The 18194-nt window shown below is 55.4% G+C and carries 17 protein-coding genes; 10 read left to right on the forward strand and 7 right to left on the reverse strand.

What is annotated here, in order from left to right; translation table 11 throughout:
• Positions 1 to 21: 21 nt before the first annotated feature.
• A complete protein-coding gene (locus tag M4951_RS10630) occupies positions 22 to 1581 on the reverse strand; it encodes a glycerol-3-phosphate dehydrogenase/oxidase (RefSeq protein WP_262026461.1) in 1560 nt (519 codons plus the stop codon).
• A 24-nt stretch (positions 1582 to 1605) separates the two neighbouring features.
• Positions 1606 to 2268 (reverse strand): tetratricopeptide repeat protein, encoded by a 663-nt coding sequence (locus tag M4951_RS10635; protein WP_262026462.1) that lies wholly within the window; start codon positions 2266 to 2268, stop codon positions 1606 to 1608.
• A 93-nt stretch (positions 2269 to 2361) separates the two neighbouring features.
• On the opposite strand from M4951_RS10635, the gene M4951_RS10640 reads away from it, so the two are divergent.
• Positions 2362 to 3516: a hypothetical protein gene (locus tag M4951_RS10640; RefSeq protein WP_262026463.1), complete on the forward strand. Its 1155-nt coding sequence runs from the start codon at positions 2362 to 2364 to the stop codon at positions 3514 to 3516.
• A 62-nt stretch (positions 3517 to 3578) separates the two neighbouring features.
• Here M4951_RS10640 and M4951_RS10645 read toward each other — a convergent pair whose 3' ends face one another.
• Complete coding sequence (locus tag M4951_RS10645; RefSeq protein ID WP_081444812.1) at positions 3579 to 3941, reverse strand: response regulator; 363 nt, start codon at positions 3939 to 3941, stop codon at positions 3579 to 3581.
• 443 nt (positions 3942 to 4384) lie between these two features.
• Here M4951_RS10645 and M4951_RS10650 point away from each other — a divergent pair, with 443 nt between their 5' ends.
• From M4951_RS10650 to M4951_RS10680, 7 genes are all read left to right on the forward strand, one after another.
• Positions 4385 to 4897 carry a chemotaxis protein CheW gene (locus M4951_RS10650; RefSeq protein ID WP_262026464.1) on the forward strand — a complete coding sequence of 171 codons (513 nt, stop codon included), beginning with the start codon at positions 4385 to 4387 and terminating at the stop codon, positions 4895 to 4897.
• A 130-nt stretch (positions 4898 to 5027) separates the two neighbouring features.
• Positions 5028 to 7130 carry a methyl-accepting chemotaxis protein gene (locus M4951_RS10655; protein WP_262026465.1) on the forward strand — a complete coding sequence of 701 codons (2103 nt, stop codon included), beginning with the start codon at positions 5028 to 5030 and terminating at the stop codon, positions 7128 to 7130.
• A gap of 110 nt (positions 7131 to 7240) precedes the next feature.
• The gene (locus tag M4951_RS10660) at positions 7241 to 8119 is read left to right on the forward strand and encodes a CheR family methyltransferase (protein ID WP_262026466.1); all 879 of its coding nucleotides are present in this window, start codon (positions 7241 to 7243) and stop codon (positions 8117 to 8119) included.
• A complete protein-coding gene (locus tag M4951_RS10665; RefSeq protein WP_262026467.1) occupies positions 8119 to 11133 on the forward strand; it encodes a chemotaxis protein CheA in 3015 nt (1004 codons plus the stop codon). Before M4951_RS10660 ends, M4951_RS10665 begins: the two co-directional genes overlap by 1 nt.
• Before the next feature lie 8 nt (positions 11134 to 11141).
• Positions 11142 to 11759, forward strand: coding sequence for a chemotaxis protein (locus M4951_RS10670; protein ID WP_262026468.1), 618 nt, complete (start codon positions 11142 to 11144; stop codon positions 11757 to 11759).
• A 48-nt stretch (positions 11760 to 11807) separates the two neighbouring features.
• The gene (locus M4951_RS10675) at positions 11808 to 12278 is read left to right on the forward strand and encodes a chemotaxis protein CheD (RefSeq protein ID WP_262026469.1); all 471 of its coding nucleotides are present in this window, start codon (positions 11808 to 11810) and stop codon (positions 12276 to 12278) included.
• Positions 12279 to 12310: 32 nt separating this feature from the next.
• Positions 12311 to 12823, forward strand: a complete 513-nt coding sequence (locus M4951_RS10680; protein WP_262026470.1) for a response regulator — start codon at positions 12311 to 12313, stop codon at positions 12821 to 12823.
• A gap of 75 nt (positions 12824 to 12898) precedes the next feature.
• Here M4951_RS10680 and M4951_RS10685 read toward each other — a convergent pair whose 3' ends face one another.
• From M4951_RS10685 to M4951_RS10700, 4 genes are all read right to left on the reverse strand, one after another.
• Complete coding sequence (locus M4951_RS10685) at positions 12899 to 13237, reverse strand: polyhydroxyalkanoic acid system family protein (RefSeq protein ID WP_262026471.1); 339 nt, start codon at positions 13235 to 13237, stop codon at positions 12899 to 12901.
• Positions 13238 to 13315: 78 nt separating this feature from the next.
• Positions 13316 to 13534, reverse strand: coding sequence for a hypothetical protein (locus tag M4951_RS10690; RefSeq protein WP_116344400.1), 219 nt, complete (start codon positions 13532 to 13534; stop codon positions 13316 to 13318).
• Between the two features lie 176 nt (positions 13535 to 13710).
• Positions 13711 to 14436 carry a (5-formylfuran-3-yl)methyl phosphate synthase gene (locus M4951_RS10695; RefSeq protein ID WP_262026472.1) on the reverse strand — a complete coding sequence of 242 codons (726 nt, stop codon included), beginning with the start codon at positions 14434 to 14436 and terminating at the stop codon, positions 13711 to 13713.
• Entirely contained in the window at positions 14433 to 15026 is a 594-nt protein-coding gene (locus M4951_RS10700) for a hypothetical protein (RefSeq protein WP_262026473.1), read from the reverse strand. The genes M4951_RS10695 and M4951_RS10700 overlap by 4 nt, the downstream gene beginning before the upstream one ends.
• Positions 15027 to 15328: 302 nt before the next feature.
• Between M4951_RS10700 and M4951_RS10705 the strand changes: the two genes are divergently transcribed.
• Positions 15329 to 16879, forward strand: coding sequence for a sodium:proton antiporter (locus tag M4951_RS10705; protein WP_262026474.1), 1551 nt, complete (start codon positions 15329 to 15331; stop codon positions 16877 to 16879).
• 119 nt (positions 16880 to 16998) lie between these two features.
• Positions 16999 to 18177, forward strand: coding sequence for a ribonuclease D (locus M4951_RS10710; protein WP_262026475.1), 1179 nt, complete (start codon positions 16999 to 17001; stop codon positions 18175 to 18177).
• Positions 18178 to 18194: the final 17 nt, after the last annotated feature.

Genomic DNA, 18194 nt, shown 5'->3' on the forward strand with positions numbered 1-18194 from the left:
GGGCGTTTCTCGCTGGGGGCGTTAGGAGACTCGTTTGCCGTAACGTTTCTGTAAGCGAACGACGTAGTGGTCGACCTCGTCGTCAATCTGCGATCTTTCGAGCCAGCCAGCCGTCGCCAATTGTTCGCCGAGCGTGTACAAGCATTGTCGCGACAAGTTGGGATCAAAGACAAGCATGAGTCTTCGCTCGACCAAATCGGCCAGCGTCTTGGCCGCGAAATGTTCGATTACATAGGCGACGTGCGCGACGGGGATATTCACGTCGGGCAGCAACGCGGCGTCTACCGGCGTGTCGCCAAAAAAGGGCGCCGGCAAGGGACGGTCGCGCGAGTTGTACTCGACTTTTTGACGCAAGTCAGGCAGCACGACCTTCACCGTATCTTCGGCCAGCGATCGACAGGTCGTCAATTTTCCGCCGATAATCGAGTAGAGAGGAAAAGGCTCGCCTTCGTGCCGATGCACGACATGGCTGCGTGTGATCGAGGAAGTCGTCCCCTCGCCGACGGCCGGCAATGGGCGCACGCCGCAGTAGTGTTGCTGCACATCTTCCCGGGTAAATCCAACCTCGGGAAAAATGGCGTTGGTCGCGTCGATCAGATATTCGATCTCTTCGTCAGAGGCGACCGCTTCGGCCGGATCGCCGTCGTAACGAATGTCGGTCGTGCCGATCAAACAGGCGTCGTTCCATGGGAGAATGAATATGGGGCGACCATCGGAAGCTTCGGCATAGACGCCACGTGGGCCCAACGCTTTCCGTAAGTCAGGGCAACGCGAAATGAGATGGCTTCCCTTGGTTCCGCCGATCAACTTGGCGGAAGGGACGTTGAGTCCGGCAAGTGCGGCGTCGACCCAGGGGCCGGCGGCGTTGATGACCGCTGCAGGCGTCACCGCGATTTCATTGCCGGAGCTTTCTTGATTGGGATGAATCGAAGAAAAGAAGAGAGTCTCGCCTTCGCGACGGACATGCTGGTAGGTCCGCAAAGAGAATGCGCCCCCCTGCTCTTTTACGGCGGCTTGCGCATCTTGCACCAGCGCCAGCACAAACTGCTCAGGAAAGGTAAGTTGCCCGTCAAAGTAGCTGAAGGCGGTGAAGAATTTCTTCGTGTTCAGTTTTGACTCGGCAAATTGCGCCGCGGTTAAGCGGCGGTGTGAAGGAACCGCTCCACTGGCGAACCGATCGTACAGCGTCAAGCCAAGTCGCACGACCAACGAGCCGCGTCCATCTTTGGGAGCGGCGCCTGACTTCAAGAAAAATCGCTGGGCGCCGCTGATCAGGCCAGACAGCCGATTGCCGACCGGAATGAGCAACTCAAGCGGATGAACCATCTCTGGGGCCAGGTGAAGCAGGCGATCTCGCTCGGCCAGCGATTCGCGAACCAGAGAGATTTCGGCATATTCTAGGTAGCGCAAACCGCCGTGGATCAACCGAGAAGAATAGCTGGTCGTGCCGCCGGCGAGATCCTCGGCGTCGATGAGCAGGACGTCGGCGCCTTGCAGGGCCAACTCTCGGGCGATTGCGGCTCCGTTGATTCCGGCGCCAAGCACCACGATTGGTCCGACATTGAAGCGATCCATCGCCATAGTATCTCCACGCCTGACAGCGGGTTAGTTTTGTTCGAGCTGACGTTCCAGGTAGCCGACCTGGCTACGGACGGCGTCGAGATTGGGGTTCAAACGAAGCGCTCGACGGAAGTTCTCCAGGGCCAAAATAATCTCCCCTTGATGAAGATTGCACTGGGCCAAGCAGATCGCCGCCGGAAAATGATAAGGGTTAATCTCCAACGCCTGATGGTTGTCTCGGGCCGCCAATTCCCAGACCTGACGGCGGAAATAGGCTTCTCCCCGAAAGTAATGCGCTTCGGCGTACCAGGGAGCATGGTGAATCAAAGTGGTCGCGTCAATCACGGCGTCATGCCAGGAGGTGGCGCGCAAATGACCCGCGACTCGTTCCAATTGGCGACGTTGGAGGGTCGACCCGGCGCGCACCCAGAGGTTGCGAATACCGTTTTCGGCGATCAGGCGGACTCCGCGATCAATGTCGCACAACGCTCGACCGACGGTCGCATTGGAGCCGAAATCGGCTAAAAAACAGAGAGCTAACATCGCAGCGCGACGAATATCGGGCGTGCTGCTTTCGGCCAGTCGCTCCAACGTGCCGATCTGATACTGACGAGCGACATCCCGAATAAACGTAGCGGTATTCTCCCGCTGCAAATATTGGCGGTAGGTCTTTAGCAGGACAGGCGCACGTTCCGGTTGGTCAGTCACGGGGGATACCATCAGCAGGATAGCGGCGACGGGAGACTTGACGCGCTCGTCGAACAAGATTCGAGTGTAATTGGGCGATAGGGAAACGGCAAATTGTTCTCCCTGAACGCCGCCAAACGTATGGAGCAGGAAATGATCAATTTGCGGCAGTTTTTCTTCCCACTTCTCGTGATGGGGTTGCTCACGACCAGTACTTGCGCCACCGAATGGAAGACCGGTGTTGCGTTTGAGAAACAACTGGAAGCGGAAGTCGATCTGCATTGGGAGGACGTTCCGCTGCGTGACGCACTCCAGCGATTGTCCAGTTCGCAAGAAATCACGTTTTTCCTCGATCGTCGCGTCGATCCGGACCAAACGATCTCGATCAGCGCTGATGCGACCCCGTTGGAGGTGTTGGTGCAAATGCTGGCCCAAAGGGCGGGCGCAGGGAGTTGCCATGTCGGATCGGTCGTTTATATCGGTCCTGCCGATACTGCCAAGGATTTGGCGACCATCGCGGCGGTCCAGGCTGATTTTGCTCGCCAAGGGCGCGATGCGGCGGTGCGTGAGTTGTTTGAAACCGACACGCTGGCTTGGCCCGAGTTGACCGAACCGCGCGCGTTGTTGACCAATTTGGCGAAAAAGCACCGGCTGACTTTTACCAATTTGGAAGCCGCCGTTCCGCACGATTTGTGGAGAGCCGGTGAGCTTCCCAAGCAAACGACGGCTGAGTCGCTGACATTGTTATTGGCCGGATTCGGCGCGACCTATCGATTTGAGAAAGATGCTGCTGGCAAGCCGCAATTGCAATTGACGCCGCTTCCAGAAAATCCGCTGCTAACGCGTCGCTTTCCCTTTCGGGGAGATCTCACGGATGCGGTGTCAAAAATCAAAGCCGAGTTTCCAGAACTTGCGATCAAAACGGAAACGGGCGCGCTGGAGGTCACCGGACGGTTTGAAGATGTGTCGCTGGCCGGCAGGATGTTGCGCGGCGAAACCGTTCGGCGTATGAATGTTACGCCGGGCAAGAAGGTTTATTCTCTCACCGTCGAACAGCAGCCGTTAGGCGCTGTACTTAGCAGCTTAGAGAAATCGCTGGGACTGAAAATTGAAACCGCCGATGATGCGCAAGAGTCGCTGCACGACCGCGTCTCCTTTTCCGTCGAAAACGCCAGCTTGGTGGAACTTCTCCAAGCAGCGTTCGCAAAAACGTCGCTTCGCTTTGAGCTAAGGGATAAGTTGCTGACAATCACCGCGATCAAGAAATAAAAAACGCCCGAACGTCGTCTAGCGACGTGATCGGGCGGCGAATTTGATCGTAAAAGCAAAGCCTAGCAGCCGTGCTTTTCTAGTTTTTCGCGAAGCGTATCAGCCGTGAACGGCTTGACCAGATAGTCGGAAACGCCGGCTTGAATCGCTTCCAAAACTCGCGTTTTTTCGGCTTCGGTCGTGACCATCATGATCTTGACGTCCTTGTCGATCTTGCGAATCTCTTGAACGACTTCCAGACCGTTCTTACCCGGCATGTTCCAGTCGGTCAAAACCAGGTCGAAATCGCCTGGTTTGAAAATCTTGAGCGCTTCATCGCCATCCGCCGCTTCCGTCGCGTTGGGTACGCCTACCGCTTGAAGCGATCGGAGAATGATTTTGCGCATGGTGCTTGAGTCGTCAGCAACAAGAACTCGAGTGGACATAGAACTGGTGACTCCTGAGTCTCAACCCCGTGAATTGTGTATTTAGATCGCTGCTCATTCGAGCTTGCGTCTCTGCCCACCTACCTTGGGCTAACGAACGATAGGTCGCGTTGACAGCGCGTCAAGCGACGAACTGGGATAAGTCAGAAAAGATGCTTGTTAGCGGAACGCCCTGCGTAGTCGCCGCAAATCCTAGGACACGTGCGATCGGACGAAGTGCGTCCGGTTGTAGCGATTGCGAAGCCTGAGGGGAGCGGGCGTCTTTGGAAGATGGGAAAAGTGTCTGTGTTGGCTAATTTGTAACGGCCTCGAATGCCGAATTCTCCAACGAACGGCTTGTCCTTGGGGCGAGACGGGGGAGCGAGCGTCGTGCGACTTACAAAAGTCAGCAATGTGGCGATCGCTTCAGGGCCAGTTTTCCACTACATGCAAGGAAACGAATCTTGTCCGCCACGATTCAAGACATCGGCTCGGAGCGTACTGCGAGCGGAGCACGAGGCGAGAGCGCCAACTCATTGCAATTGGTTAGTTTTCGTCTAGCTCAAGAGGAATACGGCATCGCGATTACGCGCGTTCAGGAAATCATCCTGATGGGCGAGATCACTCGCGTGCCGCAAACGCCTGAGTTTATCAAGGGACTTATCAACCTTCGCAACACGGTCATTCCGATCGTCGATTTGCGCCGACGCTTTGGGCTGCCGGAAGAGAAGCCCAGCGATGAAACCCGCATCATGGTAATGAACGTCGCCGGCAAGACAATCGGCATTATCGTTGACGCGGTGAGTGAAGTTCTACGCATCGCCAAAGATCAGATCGCACCTCCGCCGCCGACGGTCGCTGGATTGGGCCGAGACTATTTGACCGGTCTGGTCAAACTCGACAAGCGATTGCTGATTCTGCTGGATATGGACAAGATCCTGACCTGCAGCGAAAGCGTCATTGTTGATGCTCTTTAGTTCGCTAGTTGCGTCTGCCCACGCAATTGCCCGTGTTGCGTACTAATCCGGTTCGAGCGACGAACGTCCGTCGAGCTGAAACTTATTTTAATCCAGTACACTTTCCATAAGTTTCGAGAGAGCAGTAGCGATGGCAGCCACAAATTCACGCAGCAAATCGGTCGCAAACAGAAAGTCCACAGCAGGAGATCAACTACAGCATGAGTTGGCGCTCGCCAAAGCGATGAGCGACAACTCGCCCATTAATATTTTGGTCGCCAATCGCGATCTTGTGATTACTTACGCAAACGCCGCGAGCATCAATACGCTGAAGCAACTGCGCAAGTTCTTGCCGATTGATCCGGAGCAGATTGTTGGTCAATCGATCGACATCTTTCACAAAGATCCGGCGATGCAACGTGGTCTGTTGGCTGATCCCAAAAATCTGCCGCATCGTACGACGATTCAAGTTGGCGACCAATTCGCCGACTTGCTGGTCAGTCCGACGTTTGACCCGACCGGTGAGTACCTTGGTCCGATGGTGACCTGGGAAGTGATTACCGAAAAGCGTCGTTTGGCCCAATCGGCGGCTGAAATGACCTCGATGGTCGAAAACGCGCCGATCAACATCATGTTGGCCAATCGCGATTTTGAGATCACCTATCTCAATCCAGCGAGCATTCGCACGCTAAAGACGCTCGAAAAGTTTTTGCCTTGCAAAGTCGATGACATGGTCGGTCAGAAGATCGACATCTTCCACAAAGATCCATCGTTTCAACGCAACATTCTGAAAGACGCGAGCAACTTGCCGCGCAACGCGATTATCGAAGTCGCCGGCGAAAAGCTTGACCTGTTGGTCAGCCCTACGTTTGACGTCGATGGAAAGTACTCTGGCGCGATGGTGACTTGGAGCGTCGTAACCGAGAAGTTGAAGTTGGAGAAAGGGGCGGCCGAGAAGACGGCGATCATTGAGAACGCTCCGATCAACTTGATGTTGGCTGACCGGGACGGCATTATCACCTACATCAATCCTGCTTCGGAACGAACGTTGCGTTCGATCGCGTCGATTTTGCCGATTCCGGTCGAAAAAATCGTCGGAGCGTCGTACGACATTTTTCACGCTAGTCCCAGCCAACAGCGACAGCTGTTGGCCGATCCGAAAAACCTTCCGCACAAGACCGAGTTTGAACTTCGGGGGCATTGGTTTTCGCTGGAAGCGGCGGCCATCTTTGACGACCAGGGCGAATACCTTGGCCCGATGGTCTCGTGGGAATTGATCACGGATCGTATCAATGCCGAGAAAGCCGAGCAGACTCGCCAATTGCGACAACGAGAAGAACAGGAAGAGCTGAAGCTGAAGGTCGACTCGTTGCTGGTTGTGGTCGAAGCTGCGTCGCAAGGCGATTTGACCCGCGAAGTGACCATTGAAGGCGCTGACGCGATCGGCACCTTGGCGGCTGGACTGAAGAAGATGGTCGTCGATCTTCGCGATGTGATCAGCCGCGTGATTGAAAGCGGCAGCCAGTTCGCCGAAGGGGCTTCGTTGATTGCGGAAAACTCGCAGCAAATGGCCCAAGGCGCCCAGTCGCAAAGCGCATCGGTCGAAGAGATGAGCGCCTCGATTGAAGAGCTGACGCGATCCATTGAGGCCGTGAAAGAAAATGCCGGTGAAGCGAACCAGGTCGCCGTCGACACCAGTCGTATGGCGGAAGAAGGTGGTCAGGCGGTGCAGAAATCGGTGGAAGCGATGGACCTGATCAAGAACTCTTCGGAGCAGATCAGCGAGATCATTCAGGTGATTTCCGAAATCGCCAGCCAAACGAACTTGTTGGCCCTCAACGCTGCAATCGAAGCGGCTCGCGCCGGTGAGCATGGGCTTGGCTTCGCGGTGGTCGCTGACGAAGTTCGCAAACTCGCGGAACGATCAAGCGAAGCGGCGAAAGAGATCTCGTCGCTTATCAAAGAGTCGACGCAACGCGTTCAAGATGGATCGAAACTGAGCGAACAAGCGGGAGCGTCGCTGGAGAAGATTATTCATGGGGTCGAAGCGACCGCCGCGAAGATTGCTGAAATCGCGACTGCGACAGTCGAACAGGCTCAAAACGCCAACGAGGTCGCCAATGCGATACAGTCGATCTCGCAGGTGACTGAGCAGAACGCAGCCGCTTCGGAAGAAATGGCCTCCAGCAGCGAAGAGCTTGGCGCACAAGCCGAAACGTTGCGAGGACTGGTTTCAGGTTTCCGTACTGAGTAAAGATTGCTGCTGCCGGCGAAGCTCTTCTCAAGTGGGTTGAGAGGAGCAGCGAGTAAACGAAGACGTCGCCTTTGGCGTACGTCTGGGGCGACGATGAAAGCAACGTGACAATGACCGCTACAACTGGGCATGAACTGGTGACCGACTCGCAATTGAAGCGGTACGCCAAATTGATTTACGATGTCGCCGGCGTGGAAATCTCGCCGCATAAAAAACAATTGCTCTCGAATCGAGTGCGACGCCGGCTGAAAGTGACCGGGATTGATTCGTTCGAGGCGTACTACAAAAAGCTGGTCGCTTTGCCGGTCACCGACGAAGAGTGGGATCACTTTTTGCAAGAAGTGACGACGCACGAAACCTATCTGTTTCGTGACGATAGTAACTGGAACTGGTTTCGCACCGAATATCTGCCGCAGATCGTTTCCGAGGCTCGCACGAGCGGGCGCGCTAAAAAGCTGCGTGTCTGGTCGGCCGCATGCAGCACGGGGGACGAAGCTTGCACGGTCGCGTGTTGCGCCGCCGAAGCGATCGCCGCCCACTCGCAATGGGAAATTAAGATACTTGGCACCGATATTGGAGTTGGCGCCGTACGAGACGCAACCGCCGCAAAATTCAACGAGCGTGCGATGCGACTGACTCCTCCCCTGCTTCGGAAGAAATTCTTTGATGAGATCAAAGGAGAAGCTTGCTGGACACCTAAGCCGCAGTTGCGAAAAACGATGTCATTTCGCCAGCATAATCTCCTGGATCCACTGAACGAACGGCCATTTGACGTCATCTTTTTGAAGAACGTGTTGATCTATTTCAATACCGAATCAAAGCTGCGCGTGCTGGAAAACATCAAACGGGTCATGCAGCCTGGTTCGTTGCTGGTGCTGGGCGCCGCCGAAGGGGTGAGTGAACTTTTAAGCGGCTATGAACGAGTTAAATCTTGGCTTTATCGGTTTACAAATTCCGCCAGTCCAGCTAACGGAAAGGCGGGTGTCTGATGACCAACCCCGTTCAAGACGAATTTTTCGACAATCTGCTGAGCGACTTCCTGGATGAATCTGCGCAATTAATCGATCGTCTCAACGATAATTTGCTCGAACTCGATGAATGGGCGAAGCTCGCTGCGGAGGATAGCACCGCTGTCCTGGACGCCGACTTGGTGAACGATATGTTTCGTTCGGCCCATAGCGTCAAAGGGTTATCGGCGATGCTGGGACTCCCGAGCATCAATTGCCTGACTCACAACGTCGAGAATATCTTTGACGCCGCTCGACGCGACGAATTGAAGGTCACTGCTCACGTCGTCGAGATCGTGTTTAATTCGGTTGACCTGCTGAGCGCGATGTTGCACGAGTTGCGTGAAAACGCATCCGATGATGTGCCATGCGAAGATATGATCGAACAGATCAAAGCGGTGCTCAACGAAGCAGGCTGCGCTCGCGAGCAAACTTCGCAAGCGGACGCCGAATCGTTTTTGGGCGGCGACGACGCTGCAAGCGAAGCTGAGGCCGAAGCGAACGCGGAATCCGAGGCCGGCCAGATCGAAATCGCCGCAGCAGCGATTTGCGCCGAAGTAGCGGCAATGTTCGAGGGCGTGACCGACGAGGCGGAGGTCCCGGCCAAATATGTTTCGATCTTTATTGACGAAACCGAGATGGCGGTCGACGAATTGAGCGACATTCTTGTCTCGATCGATAGTGAAGTAGCCGAAGCGGTCACAAGAACGTTGCTAGTCACTTCGCATCGCATCAAAGGCTCGGCCGCGTCAATTGGGCTAAACCGGCCGGCGCGACTCGCGCATGTGATGGAAGACATCTTGCAGGAAATCCGTGACGACGGAGGAGTCGTTTCTGGCGAACTGGCCGATGCGCTGCTTCCTTGTATCGATGGATTTCGCATCTACGTACAACAGCTCAAGGAAGGCGCTTGCAAAACGGACAGCTTTGAGCAACTGACCATCGATTTGCTGATGGCCTGGCGTGGTCGAAAAAGTGCGATTCCCCATTTTGAGCTCCCCCCGGTTCCTGCGGCGCTGCCGATGCCCAGCGGTGAAGAAGTAACGACTTCGCTGGTGAAGGATCGAGACTTCGACGATGAGGAAGGGTATCGCATCGATCTGACATTCGATCAGAACTTGCCGCTTTCCACGTTGAAAGCGCAGTTGCTATTGGAAAAAGTAAGCCGTATCGGCGAAGTGCACGATAGCGTTCCAACCTATGAAGAGTTGGATCACCTCGAGCATGTCGAGCGATTGATGATCGAAGTATCAACCGACGAATCGCTCGAGTCGCTTTACTCCTTGGTCGACGTTTCCGGCGTCGTGTCGGCGAAAATTATCGCCAAAGTCGAAGCGTCTCAACCGGAGCCTCCGCACAAAGCGGACGCTCCGCCTGCCAACAAAGTTGAATCAAAGGTTGTCGATCCGGCGCCCCAAGCACCGCCGATAGCAAAATTGGACGAAACTCCAGTCGTTCCAGCTTCACCAGCGAAAGTCTCCGCAGCTGCGCCAACAAAAGTCGCTGCAGCAGCGCCAAAACCGGCCAACCCCGCCGCTTCATCGGAAGCCGCAGCGCGCCCCAAAACGGCCGACGCTTCGACCAAGCCGGCCGAGACCCTTCGAGTGGACATCGAACGACTTGATCAATTGATGAATCTGGCTGGGCAATTGGTGATCAATCGCGCCCGGTTCGAGCAGTTGAGCGACGGATTGCGAAACGCACTTCCCCGCAAATCGGCCCAGCACAAAATGAACAATGTTTGCAGCTTGAGCAGCAAACTGCTGCAAATGGTTGACAGCGTCGACGAACGCTCTGCGAAGGGGCAAGGGGAATGGAACGCGATTAAGTCGCATATTCGCATGTTACACGCAGACCTGGAGTCGATTTCTCAAGAGACCGTTCGCTACCAGGCGATGCGGAGCCGATCCAACGAACTGCATGAAGCCGTCCATCAGTTGGAGCGTGTTTCCGATGGCATTCAAAAGTGCGTGATGGATACTCGAATGGTCCCCATTGGTCCCTTGTTTGGACGATTTAAACGGGTCGTTCGCGACGTCTCGCGCACCAATGGCAAAGAGATCCGACTTGAAATCTCCGGCGAAAAAACAGAGCTCGACAAGCGGATGATCGACGAACTCGGTGATCCGTTGATCCATATGGTGCGCAACTCGGCTGACCATGGGATCGAATCGCCTGAAGTGCGAGTCGCCAACGGCAAGTCGCCGCAAGGAACAATCAAGCTGGACGCATTCCATCGCGGCAATAGCATCATCATTCAAGTAACCGATGACGGCAAAGGTCTCGACCCCACTTTGATTTTACGAAAAGCGATTGATCGGGGGATCGTCGATCCGGCTGAAGCCGACAAGATGAACAATCAACAGATTTTTCAATTGATCTGGGAGCCTGGCTTTAGCACGGCGGAGAAGATCACCGAAATCTCTGGTCGCGGCATGGGCATGGATATCGTTCGCTCAAAAATTGAAAATGTAAACGGCGTTGTCGAAGTCGACAGCACGCCGGGTAAAGGCGCTACATTCACGATCAAACTCCCGCTGACAATGGCGATTTTGCCCAGCCTGATGACGCGGATCAACGGCGAAACTTTCGCGCTGCCGATCGAATCGATCAGTGAAATCGTCCGAGTCCCGCGTCAGGAATTTGGCACCGTCCAAGGGGTGCTAACCGCATCGATTCGGGGGCGAGTCGTTTCTGTCGTCCGTCTTGATGAGCTGTTTGACGGAGTTCGCCCACCTGCAACTGATACGATTGACGCAACTGATGCGACGGTCGTCGTAATTGGCCAGGAAGGGCGAGAATTAGGATTAGCGGTCGACGACTTGCTCGGAGAGGAAGATATCGTTGTGAAGTCGATGGCCGAGAATTATGAGAACGTCGTCGGCCTTTCCGGCGCTTGCATTCGGGGCGATGGACGTGTCGCGTTGATTTTGGATCCTTCGGCCATGATTGACGCAGCGTCGCAGCGTCGCTGCTCGCCAGCCGGTACGAAATAAGGGAACAGATGTCAGATAATCATCAAATAAGTAGTGGGCATCTTGAAGTTCTACATCAACTTCTGGGCGCCGCTACGCACGAAGCTTCGGCAGCGATGTGTCGCTGGACGAACGGTTTGATCACCATGTCGCTGGATGAGGTGCGCGAGATCCCGTTGGAGGAAGTTTCGATAGAGTATGACTTTGGCATGGAAATGCTGACCATGGTCGTGCTGACGCTCAACGGCGAGATCGGCGGATCGATGATTCTCTGCTTCGACGAAGAGAATGGCCGCGAGTTGGCCTCGTCGCTGCTCAGTTCCAAACAGTCCGGTTCCGGCCAGTGGTCGCCGCTCGAGCGTTCTGCGTTGTGCGAAACAGGCAACATCTTGGGATGTGCTTACTTGAACGCGTTAACACGACTCATGGCGGTCGAGCTGGTTCCCTCGCCTCCCTATTTTTTACAAGACTACGGCGCCAGCGTCCTTCAGCAAGCGTTGATGGAGCAGGCCGGAATCGACGATCAGGTGCTGATTTGTCGAACCCGTTTCACGCAAGGCGATCAAGAGCTCAACTGGAACGTGTTTTTCGTTCCTAACATCCAGATGCGTAAAAAAATGGAAGATGCGCTGCATATCGACGCGTAGTTTTCTATTTCCCGGCGAAAGCATATTGGGCAGGTATCGGCTGAACGCATGGTAATTGCAGTACAACATAACGTAGGGCTCGGCCAGATTCTGGTCGCCCGCAATGACGAAATGCTGACCTCGATATTGGGGTCGTGTATCGGCGTGGTGATCTACGATCCGTCCCGTCGGATTGCGGCGATGGCCCATGTCGTGTTGCCGACCTCCGGCGGCCGGCCAGGCTCACCGGGGCGATTCGCCGATTCGGCGATTCCCGCGATGTTGCAACAGTTGCGCAACGAAGGGGCGAACCCACAGCAATTGCGCGCCAAAATCACCGGCGGCGCTTGCATGTTCGGTAACAGTCAAATCAATATTGGCGAACGAAATGCAGAAGAGGTTCGTCGACAACTGAAAGAAAAGAAAATTCCACTGATCGCCGAAGATGTCGGGGGAGCGAAGGGACGTAAAGTTCACTTCTCGCCGCAATCGTCGCAGTTGGAAGTCGTCGTCATGGGTGTGACCTCAACCGTTATCTAAAGAAGCGATTTTCTGATCGTAGGATTGAAATTATGTCGAAGCGATTACTAGTTACTGATGACGCGATGATCATTCGTGAAATGATCAAAGAAACGGCAATCGCGTCGGGCTGGGAAGTTGTCGGCGAAGCGGATAACGGCCACGCGGCCCTCGAGGCGTTTCGAAAATTCCGTCCAGATGCGATGACGCTTGACATCGTCATGCCCGACTACGATGGGATTTACGCTTTAGAGAACATCCGAGCCGAGTTTCCCGACGCTCGTATCCTGATGGTCAGCGCCATCGATCAAACCAGCGTATTGAAAGATGCGCTGCGCAAAGGAGCGACCGATTTTATCATCAAGCCCTCGAGCCGCTGCGCCGAACAAGGCTGCATGATGCCGGCGGTGCAAGCCTTCTTGCTCCGTTGCGAAAAGGAGCAAGGCCTTCCCTGCCCGATTTCGAAGCCGTGCCATTGCATCGAATGCCGCGACGTGCGTCGTGTCGTAGAGCAATGGAGCGACGTCCAAGGAAAGCCGGCGGACGGCGCTATGGCCAAAGCCTAGTTCGACACGACTGCCGTTGGCGACTCGCAACAGCGGACTACGTACGTAAGTAAGAATCGGGCGCAAAGTCAACAACTATTGCGGCGGATCGGCCTTCGGCGATTTTGAGGGTCGATTGACGATTTTCTCGAGTTCTTCGCGAATCGATTTTTCGATACGACCTTTGAACAGCATCGCGGCGAAAGGAAGACTACCTTTTACGATGACGAGATCCTCCAGGACCTCCATCGTTCCCTTGATGTCGACGCCCATCGTGCGAAAGGAAAACGCCATGATGTTTCCTTCCCACGTCTGCTGCATATCTTTCACTTGGCCTTCAAAGCGGCCGCGCATTTTCTCCAGCACATATTGCACTTTTTCTACTGCCGCCGCTTGGCCAAGCGGATGGGGCACTTCGACGTGAAATCCTGGCATGGGTTGACTCCTCGCCGACGAGGCGACGCTGAATGATGTTCCGAGATGATCCCGTTGGGCTAACGTCAGAACGAAACGTTAGAACGAAAAAAAACGGGTCGCTTCCGTATCGTCGAAGGTACGGCGATCGCTCGGATGCCACAAGGGGAGCCCTTTTTCTAAGCGAGCGGCCAGGATATCTAATTTCTCCGAAGTGCCAGGCAATGCGTCCGTCGAATCGAACGAAGTCGATTTCGTGTCGGTGGGTTCGTAGTCCCAAATGCCCATCTTGATCGCTTCAAGTACGGAGCTTGGCACGATAGAGTCTCCTTCGAATAGAAATTAACTGGACAGGGGTCGGCGCCTGCCGCGCGACGCATCAAAAACGACACGCTAACTCGCAAAAACGCCAACGATCCAGCGCGGCCCGCCTTGCCGCCGAATCGAAAGGAACAGTATCAAACGGCGAAAATGAAAAGTCAAGCAAAACGTAGCTATGTCGCGCAAGCTTGCGCGACGTTCGATTCGCCATCAAAGGAATTCATCGTCGCTTTCAACTGACGAACAAGCTGTCGATCAATCGCACTCGTGCGTAAACCATTGCAAACAGCACCGCGCACGGCTAACACGTCTGCACCGGCGACGATCACGTCTGCAAAGTGCAGCTTGGTGAGGGAACCGCCGCAAGCGGCGATTACGCCGGCGGCGCGTATCTGCTGAATTGCGGTTGCAAGCTGGTCGAGCGACAAAAAATCGAAGAGCGTTTGGCCATCCTTCACAAAGGTATCGATCAAAATCGCGGAGGCCGAAATCTGCTTGCTCCATTGTACCACATCGGCGAGCGGCGGGCATCTCGCTCGTTCTTCATCGGCATAGTAAACCGCGACGCGAGAGCAAGAATCGGGGACTCGCTCATAAGCAGTCGAAGCGATTGACATCCAATCGGTACAGTCGGACAGCTTCGCCAGACCATATTTCACCATGCTCGCCCCCCGAAAAGAATCGGGACGCCATGTTCTAGCGCCGTCGCTGACTTCGCCCAAAGCGATACTGACCGGCACGCGCTGGTCGACCGTTTGCACAATCTCGCGCCAAACGTGCGGTTCCGCCGCGCCGAGCGATCCCAGGGTTGGCTCTTTGATGTCAATCCAATCGGCGCCTCCGGAGAGCGCCGCTTCCGCTTCTGCCGCCGAGCGCACCGAAACGAGCAGCTGGGTCATTTCTCGATTCCTGTAGTTGCCGGCATTTTTTTGGCGTCGACCAGCCAGCGATTGAGTTGCAGAACTTTGGCTTCCGCGATCGGTTCGCACCAGGTTCCGTCCAAGACGACATAGCCGTCGCACCACCGCCCATACTCGGCAGGCACGTCACGTTGTTTCCATTCGCGCGCGCGCTCGGCCAGGCGAACGACGACGGCGACTGATTCGCGCGGAGGCGATGATCCGGCTGCTTCGTATTTTGCGACGCCGATAAAGAAGCATTCGATCGCTTCCAGCGGGACGTGAAACGCGCCGGCGCCGGGAAACCGCAGCACCAGGTTGGGATGCTCGTAGCGGATTCGGGGAGGCTGCCACAAGCGAAAGGTCACCACCGCCGCAACAATCGCCGCGGCGAGCAGGCCGAGGGCGAATCCCCCAGCGACCGGGCTGCGCAGCAGTGCGGATAATCCGCTACAAGCGAAGAAAATGGTGGAAAACAGGGCCGCGACCTGGGCCGGGCGTTGATTGGCGGCAAGCCAAAGAGAAGGAGGAATTGGGCTATTCATAATGGCGGGAAAGTGGCGATGCGCCCGATTATCGCGACTATGCATCGGCGCAAGAGCCTTATCATAGAGGGGATGCGACGATTCGCCAATAAATTAAGGCTCGTTAATGCCGCCTTGGCGACAAATTGGCTCCGTGGTAGCTTGTTTGTCGTTGCTAGTGACCTATGTTTGCCTGCATTCGCGTCGATCAGATTATCTCCAAATTGGAGGAAATGGCCGTCGCTTCCCACCGCAAACCGTGCAAGTCAATCGCTTTGGCCTGCATGTCCGAACCCTTCGGAAGTAGAGTCATGCCTAACGCAATCATCAATTCTGACCACAGCGAATCAGCTTTCTCTGGAACGGCTATGTCCCACGATCACCACGAAGGCGGTTCGGATCGGCCCGTATTGCTTGCGATTGCCGCTATCCTTGTTGCGTTTCTATTGGCGACGCTCGCCGGCTGGACGCAACCGCAAGCGTCGCACGTCGCCGTCGAAGCGACGCATGACGAACATGCCGCAGCAGGGGAACACCACGAAGCGGAGCATGCCGCGGCCGATCATGGTCATGCACACGCGCCGCCTCACATGGCGGCAGTTGCTCCGTTTATCTTGCTGTTGGGCGCGATTGCGGTTTTTCCGCTGGTCGGATTTACGGCTCACTGGTGGGAAAGTAACACTAATCGCTTCCTGGTCGCGATAATTCTGGCCGGCGTTACGCTGGTCTACTATCTGGTCCTTTATTCGGAAGCAGGATTTGGCGCCGCGATCTCCCGCATCGATCACGCGATCTTGAAAGAATATATCCCATTCATCGTCCTCCTCTTTTCGCTCTACGTCATCTCGGGCGGAATTCGCATTGAAGGAGACATGCCGGCTCACCCGCTTACCAACGCCACCTTCTTGGGCGTGGGGGGATTGTTGGCCAGCTTTATCGGCACTACTGGGGCTGCGATGTTGTTGATTCGCCCGCTGATCGAGACCAATAAAGAACGCAAATACGTCCAGCATACGGTCGTCTTCTTTATCTTCGTCGTTTGCAATTGCGGCGGCTGTTTGTTGCCGATCGGCGATCCGCCGTTGTTCCTGGGATATCTGGAAGGCGTTGATTTCCTCTGGACGATGTGGGCGCTGTGGATGCCGTGGCTCATGGTCAATATTGTGTTGATCGCGATGTTCTATCTGATCGACAAATTCTACTATTACCCCAAAGAAAAGAAGTCAGACGTCGCTCGTGACGAAACCGAAATCTCGCCGCTCCGCATTCGCGGCTTGATGCCGAACGCGCTGTTGCTGGTCGGCGTGATCTTGTCGGTCGCCTTGTTGGATCCGCAAAAGCCGTTCCCAGGAACCGATTGGCATCCGTTCGTCTACTTGCGAGAAGTGGTGCAATTGGCCTTGGTCGGGCTCAGCCTCTGGTTGGGCTCGAAGGCGGTTCGCACCGATAACAAGTTTAACTACCATGCGATCGTCGAAGTCGCCGCGTTGTTCGTCGGCATCTTCATCTGCATGCAGCCGGCGCTGGAATTGCTCAACTTGCATGGTCCCAACCTGGGGATCGACACGCCGCAAAAGTTTTTCTGGATCACCGGCAGCTTGTCGGCGGTGCTAGATAACGCTCCCACCTACTTGGTTTTCTTCAAGACGGCTGACGCTCAGTACTCGGGCCAGCATCTGGTTCAAATGCTGCACATGGAGGGAGGCGCCGAAGCTTCTCTGAAATTGGTCGCCATTAGCTTGGGCGCCGTTTTCATGGGAGCGATGACCTATATCGGCAACGGTCCCAACTTTATGGTCCGTGCGATTGCCGAAGAATCGGGCGTCCGGATGCCTAGCTTTTTCGGTTATGTGCTGTTTTACAGCTTGCCGATCCTGCTGCCGGTAATGGTCGTGATGTCGTTAATCTTCCTGCGATAAGCGGGTAATACTTGGTCGGCGAAGCGAGGGGCGCCTTGTTTCGCCGCTAGTCGTCCGGCTCTCGACTTAGTACGCTGGAGCAAAGTACCGACTTTCGCTCCAGCGACATAGATGCAGCCGTGAATCACGAATACGTCGAATCTCAAGCCCAACTCACTGATCTTTGCGACCGGCTTCGGTCAGAGTCGCACATCTATTTTGATACCGAGTTCGTCTCGGAAGACGTCTATTTGCCTGACTTATGTCTGGTGCAAATTGCGGCCGGTGACATATTGGCTATTATCGATCCGAAACGGATGGATGATATGAACGTCTTTTGGGAGCTGATCGCCGGCGGCGATCATGTCTCGGTCGTTCACTCGGGGCGCGAAGAATTTTTGTTCTGCTATCGTGCGACCGGCAAACCGCCGGCCAATCTGTTCGATACGCAAATCGCCGGCGGCCTGATTGGAATGGAGTACCCTGCTTCGTTCGGTAATTTGATCCTGCGGCTGCTCGACGAAAAGCTTCCCAAAGGCGAAACACGCACCGATTGGCGCGTTCGCCCCCTCAGCTCGCGGCAGATCGAATATGCGCTGAATGACGTCGCCTATCTCGGCCCCGCCGCCCAAGAGTTAGAAAAAGAGCTGATCAAGCTGGATCGCTTCTCCTGGTTGCAGGAAGAAATGACCTCCTGGCAGGAAGCGCTGATCGAATCGACGCAGCGCGCACGCTGGCGAAACGTTTCAGGCACCGGCAGTCTCAGTCGCCGATCGCTGGCGATCGTTCGCGAACTCTGGAAGTGGCGCGACAATCGGGCGTCCGCCGCCAACATCCCTGCTCGTCGAATCTTGCGTGATGACCTGATCGCGGAGTTGGCGAAGCGAAAATCGTCGAACCTGAAGCAAATTCGTGCAATCCGCGGCATGCAGCGCAGCGACCTGAATCGCTACTTTGAAGAGATCGCCGACGCAATTCAAATCGCGCTCGACCTGGACGAAAACGACTGCCCCTCGTCGCAGCCAAGCTGGAACCAGGGAAAGCAATATGGCGTGCTCGGCCAATTTTTGGCGGCCGCGTTGGGAAGCATCTGTCGCGAGGCGAAAGTCGCGCCCAGTCTAGCTTGCACCGTGCAAGATGTCCGTGATCTGATTGCTCATCATATGGACGGAGCCCCAGAAGCGCCGTCGCTAACGCAAGGTTGGCGAGCCGAAGTGATCGGCAAGACGATCGAGGAACTGCTGGACGGTTCGCTGGTCGTTCGTGTTGGTGATCCTCGCGCGGTGGAGCCGTTGGCTTTTGATCGCCGCAACGACTAAGCGCTCGATTGAAAGCA

It is taken from the genome of Blastopirellula sp. J2-11 (assembly GCF_024584705.1).
Taxonomy (GTDB): domain Bacteria; phylum Planctomycetota; class Planctomycetia; order Pirellulales; family Pirellulaceae; genus Blastopirellula.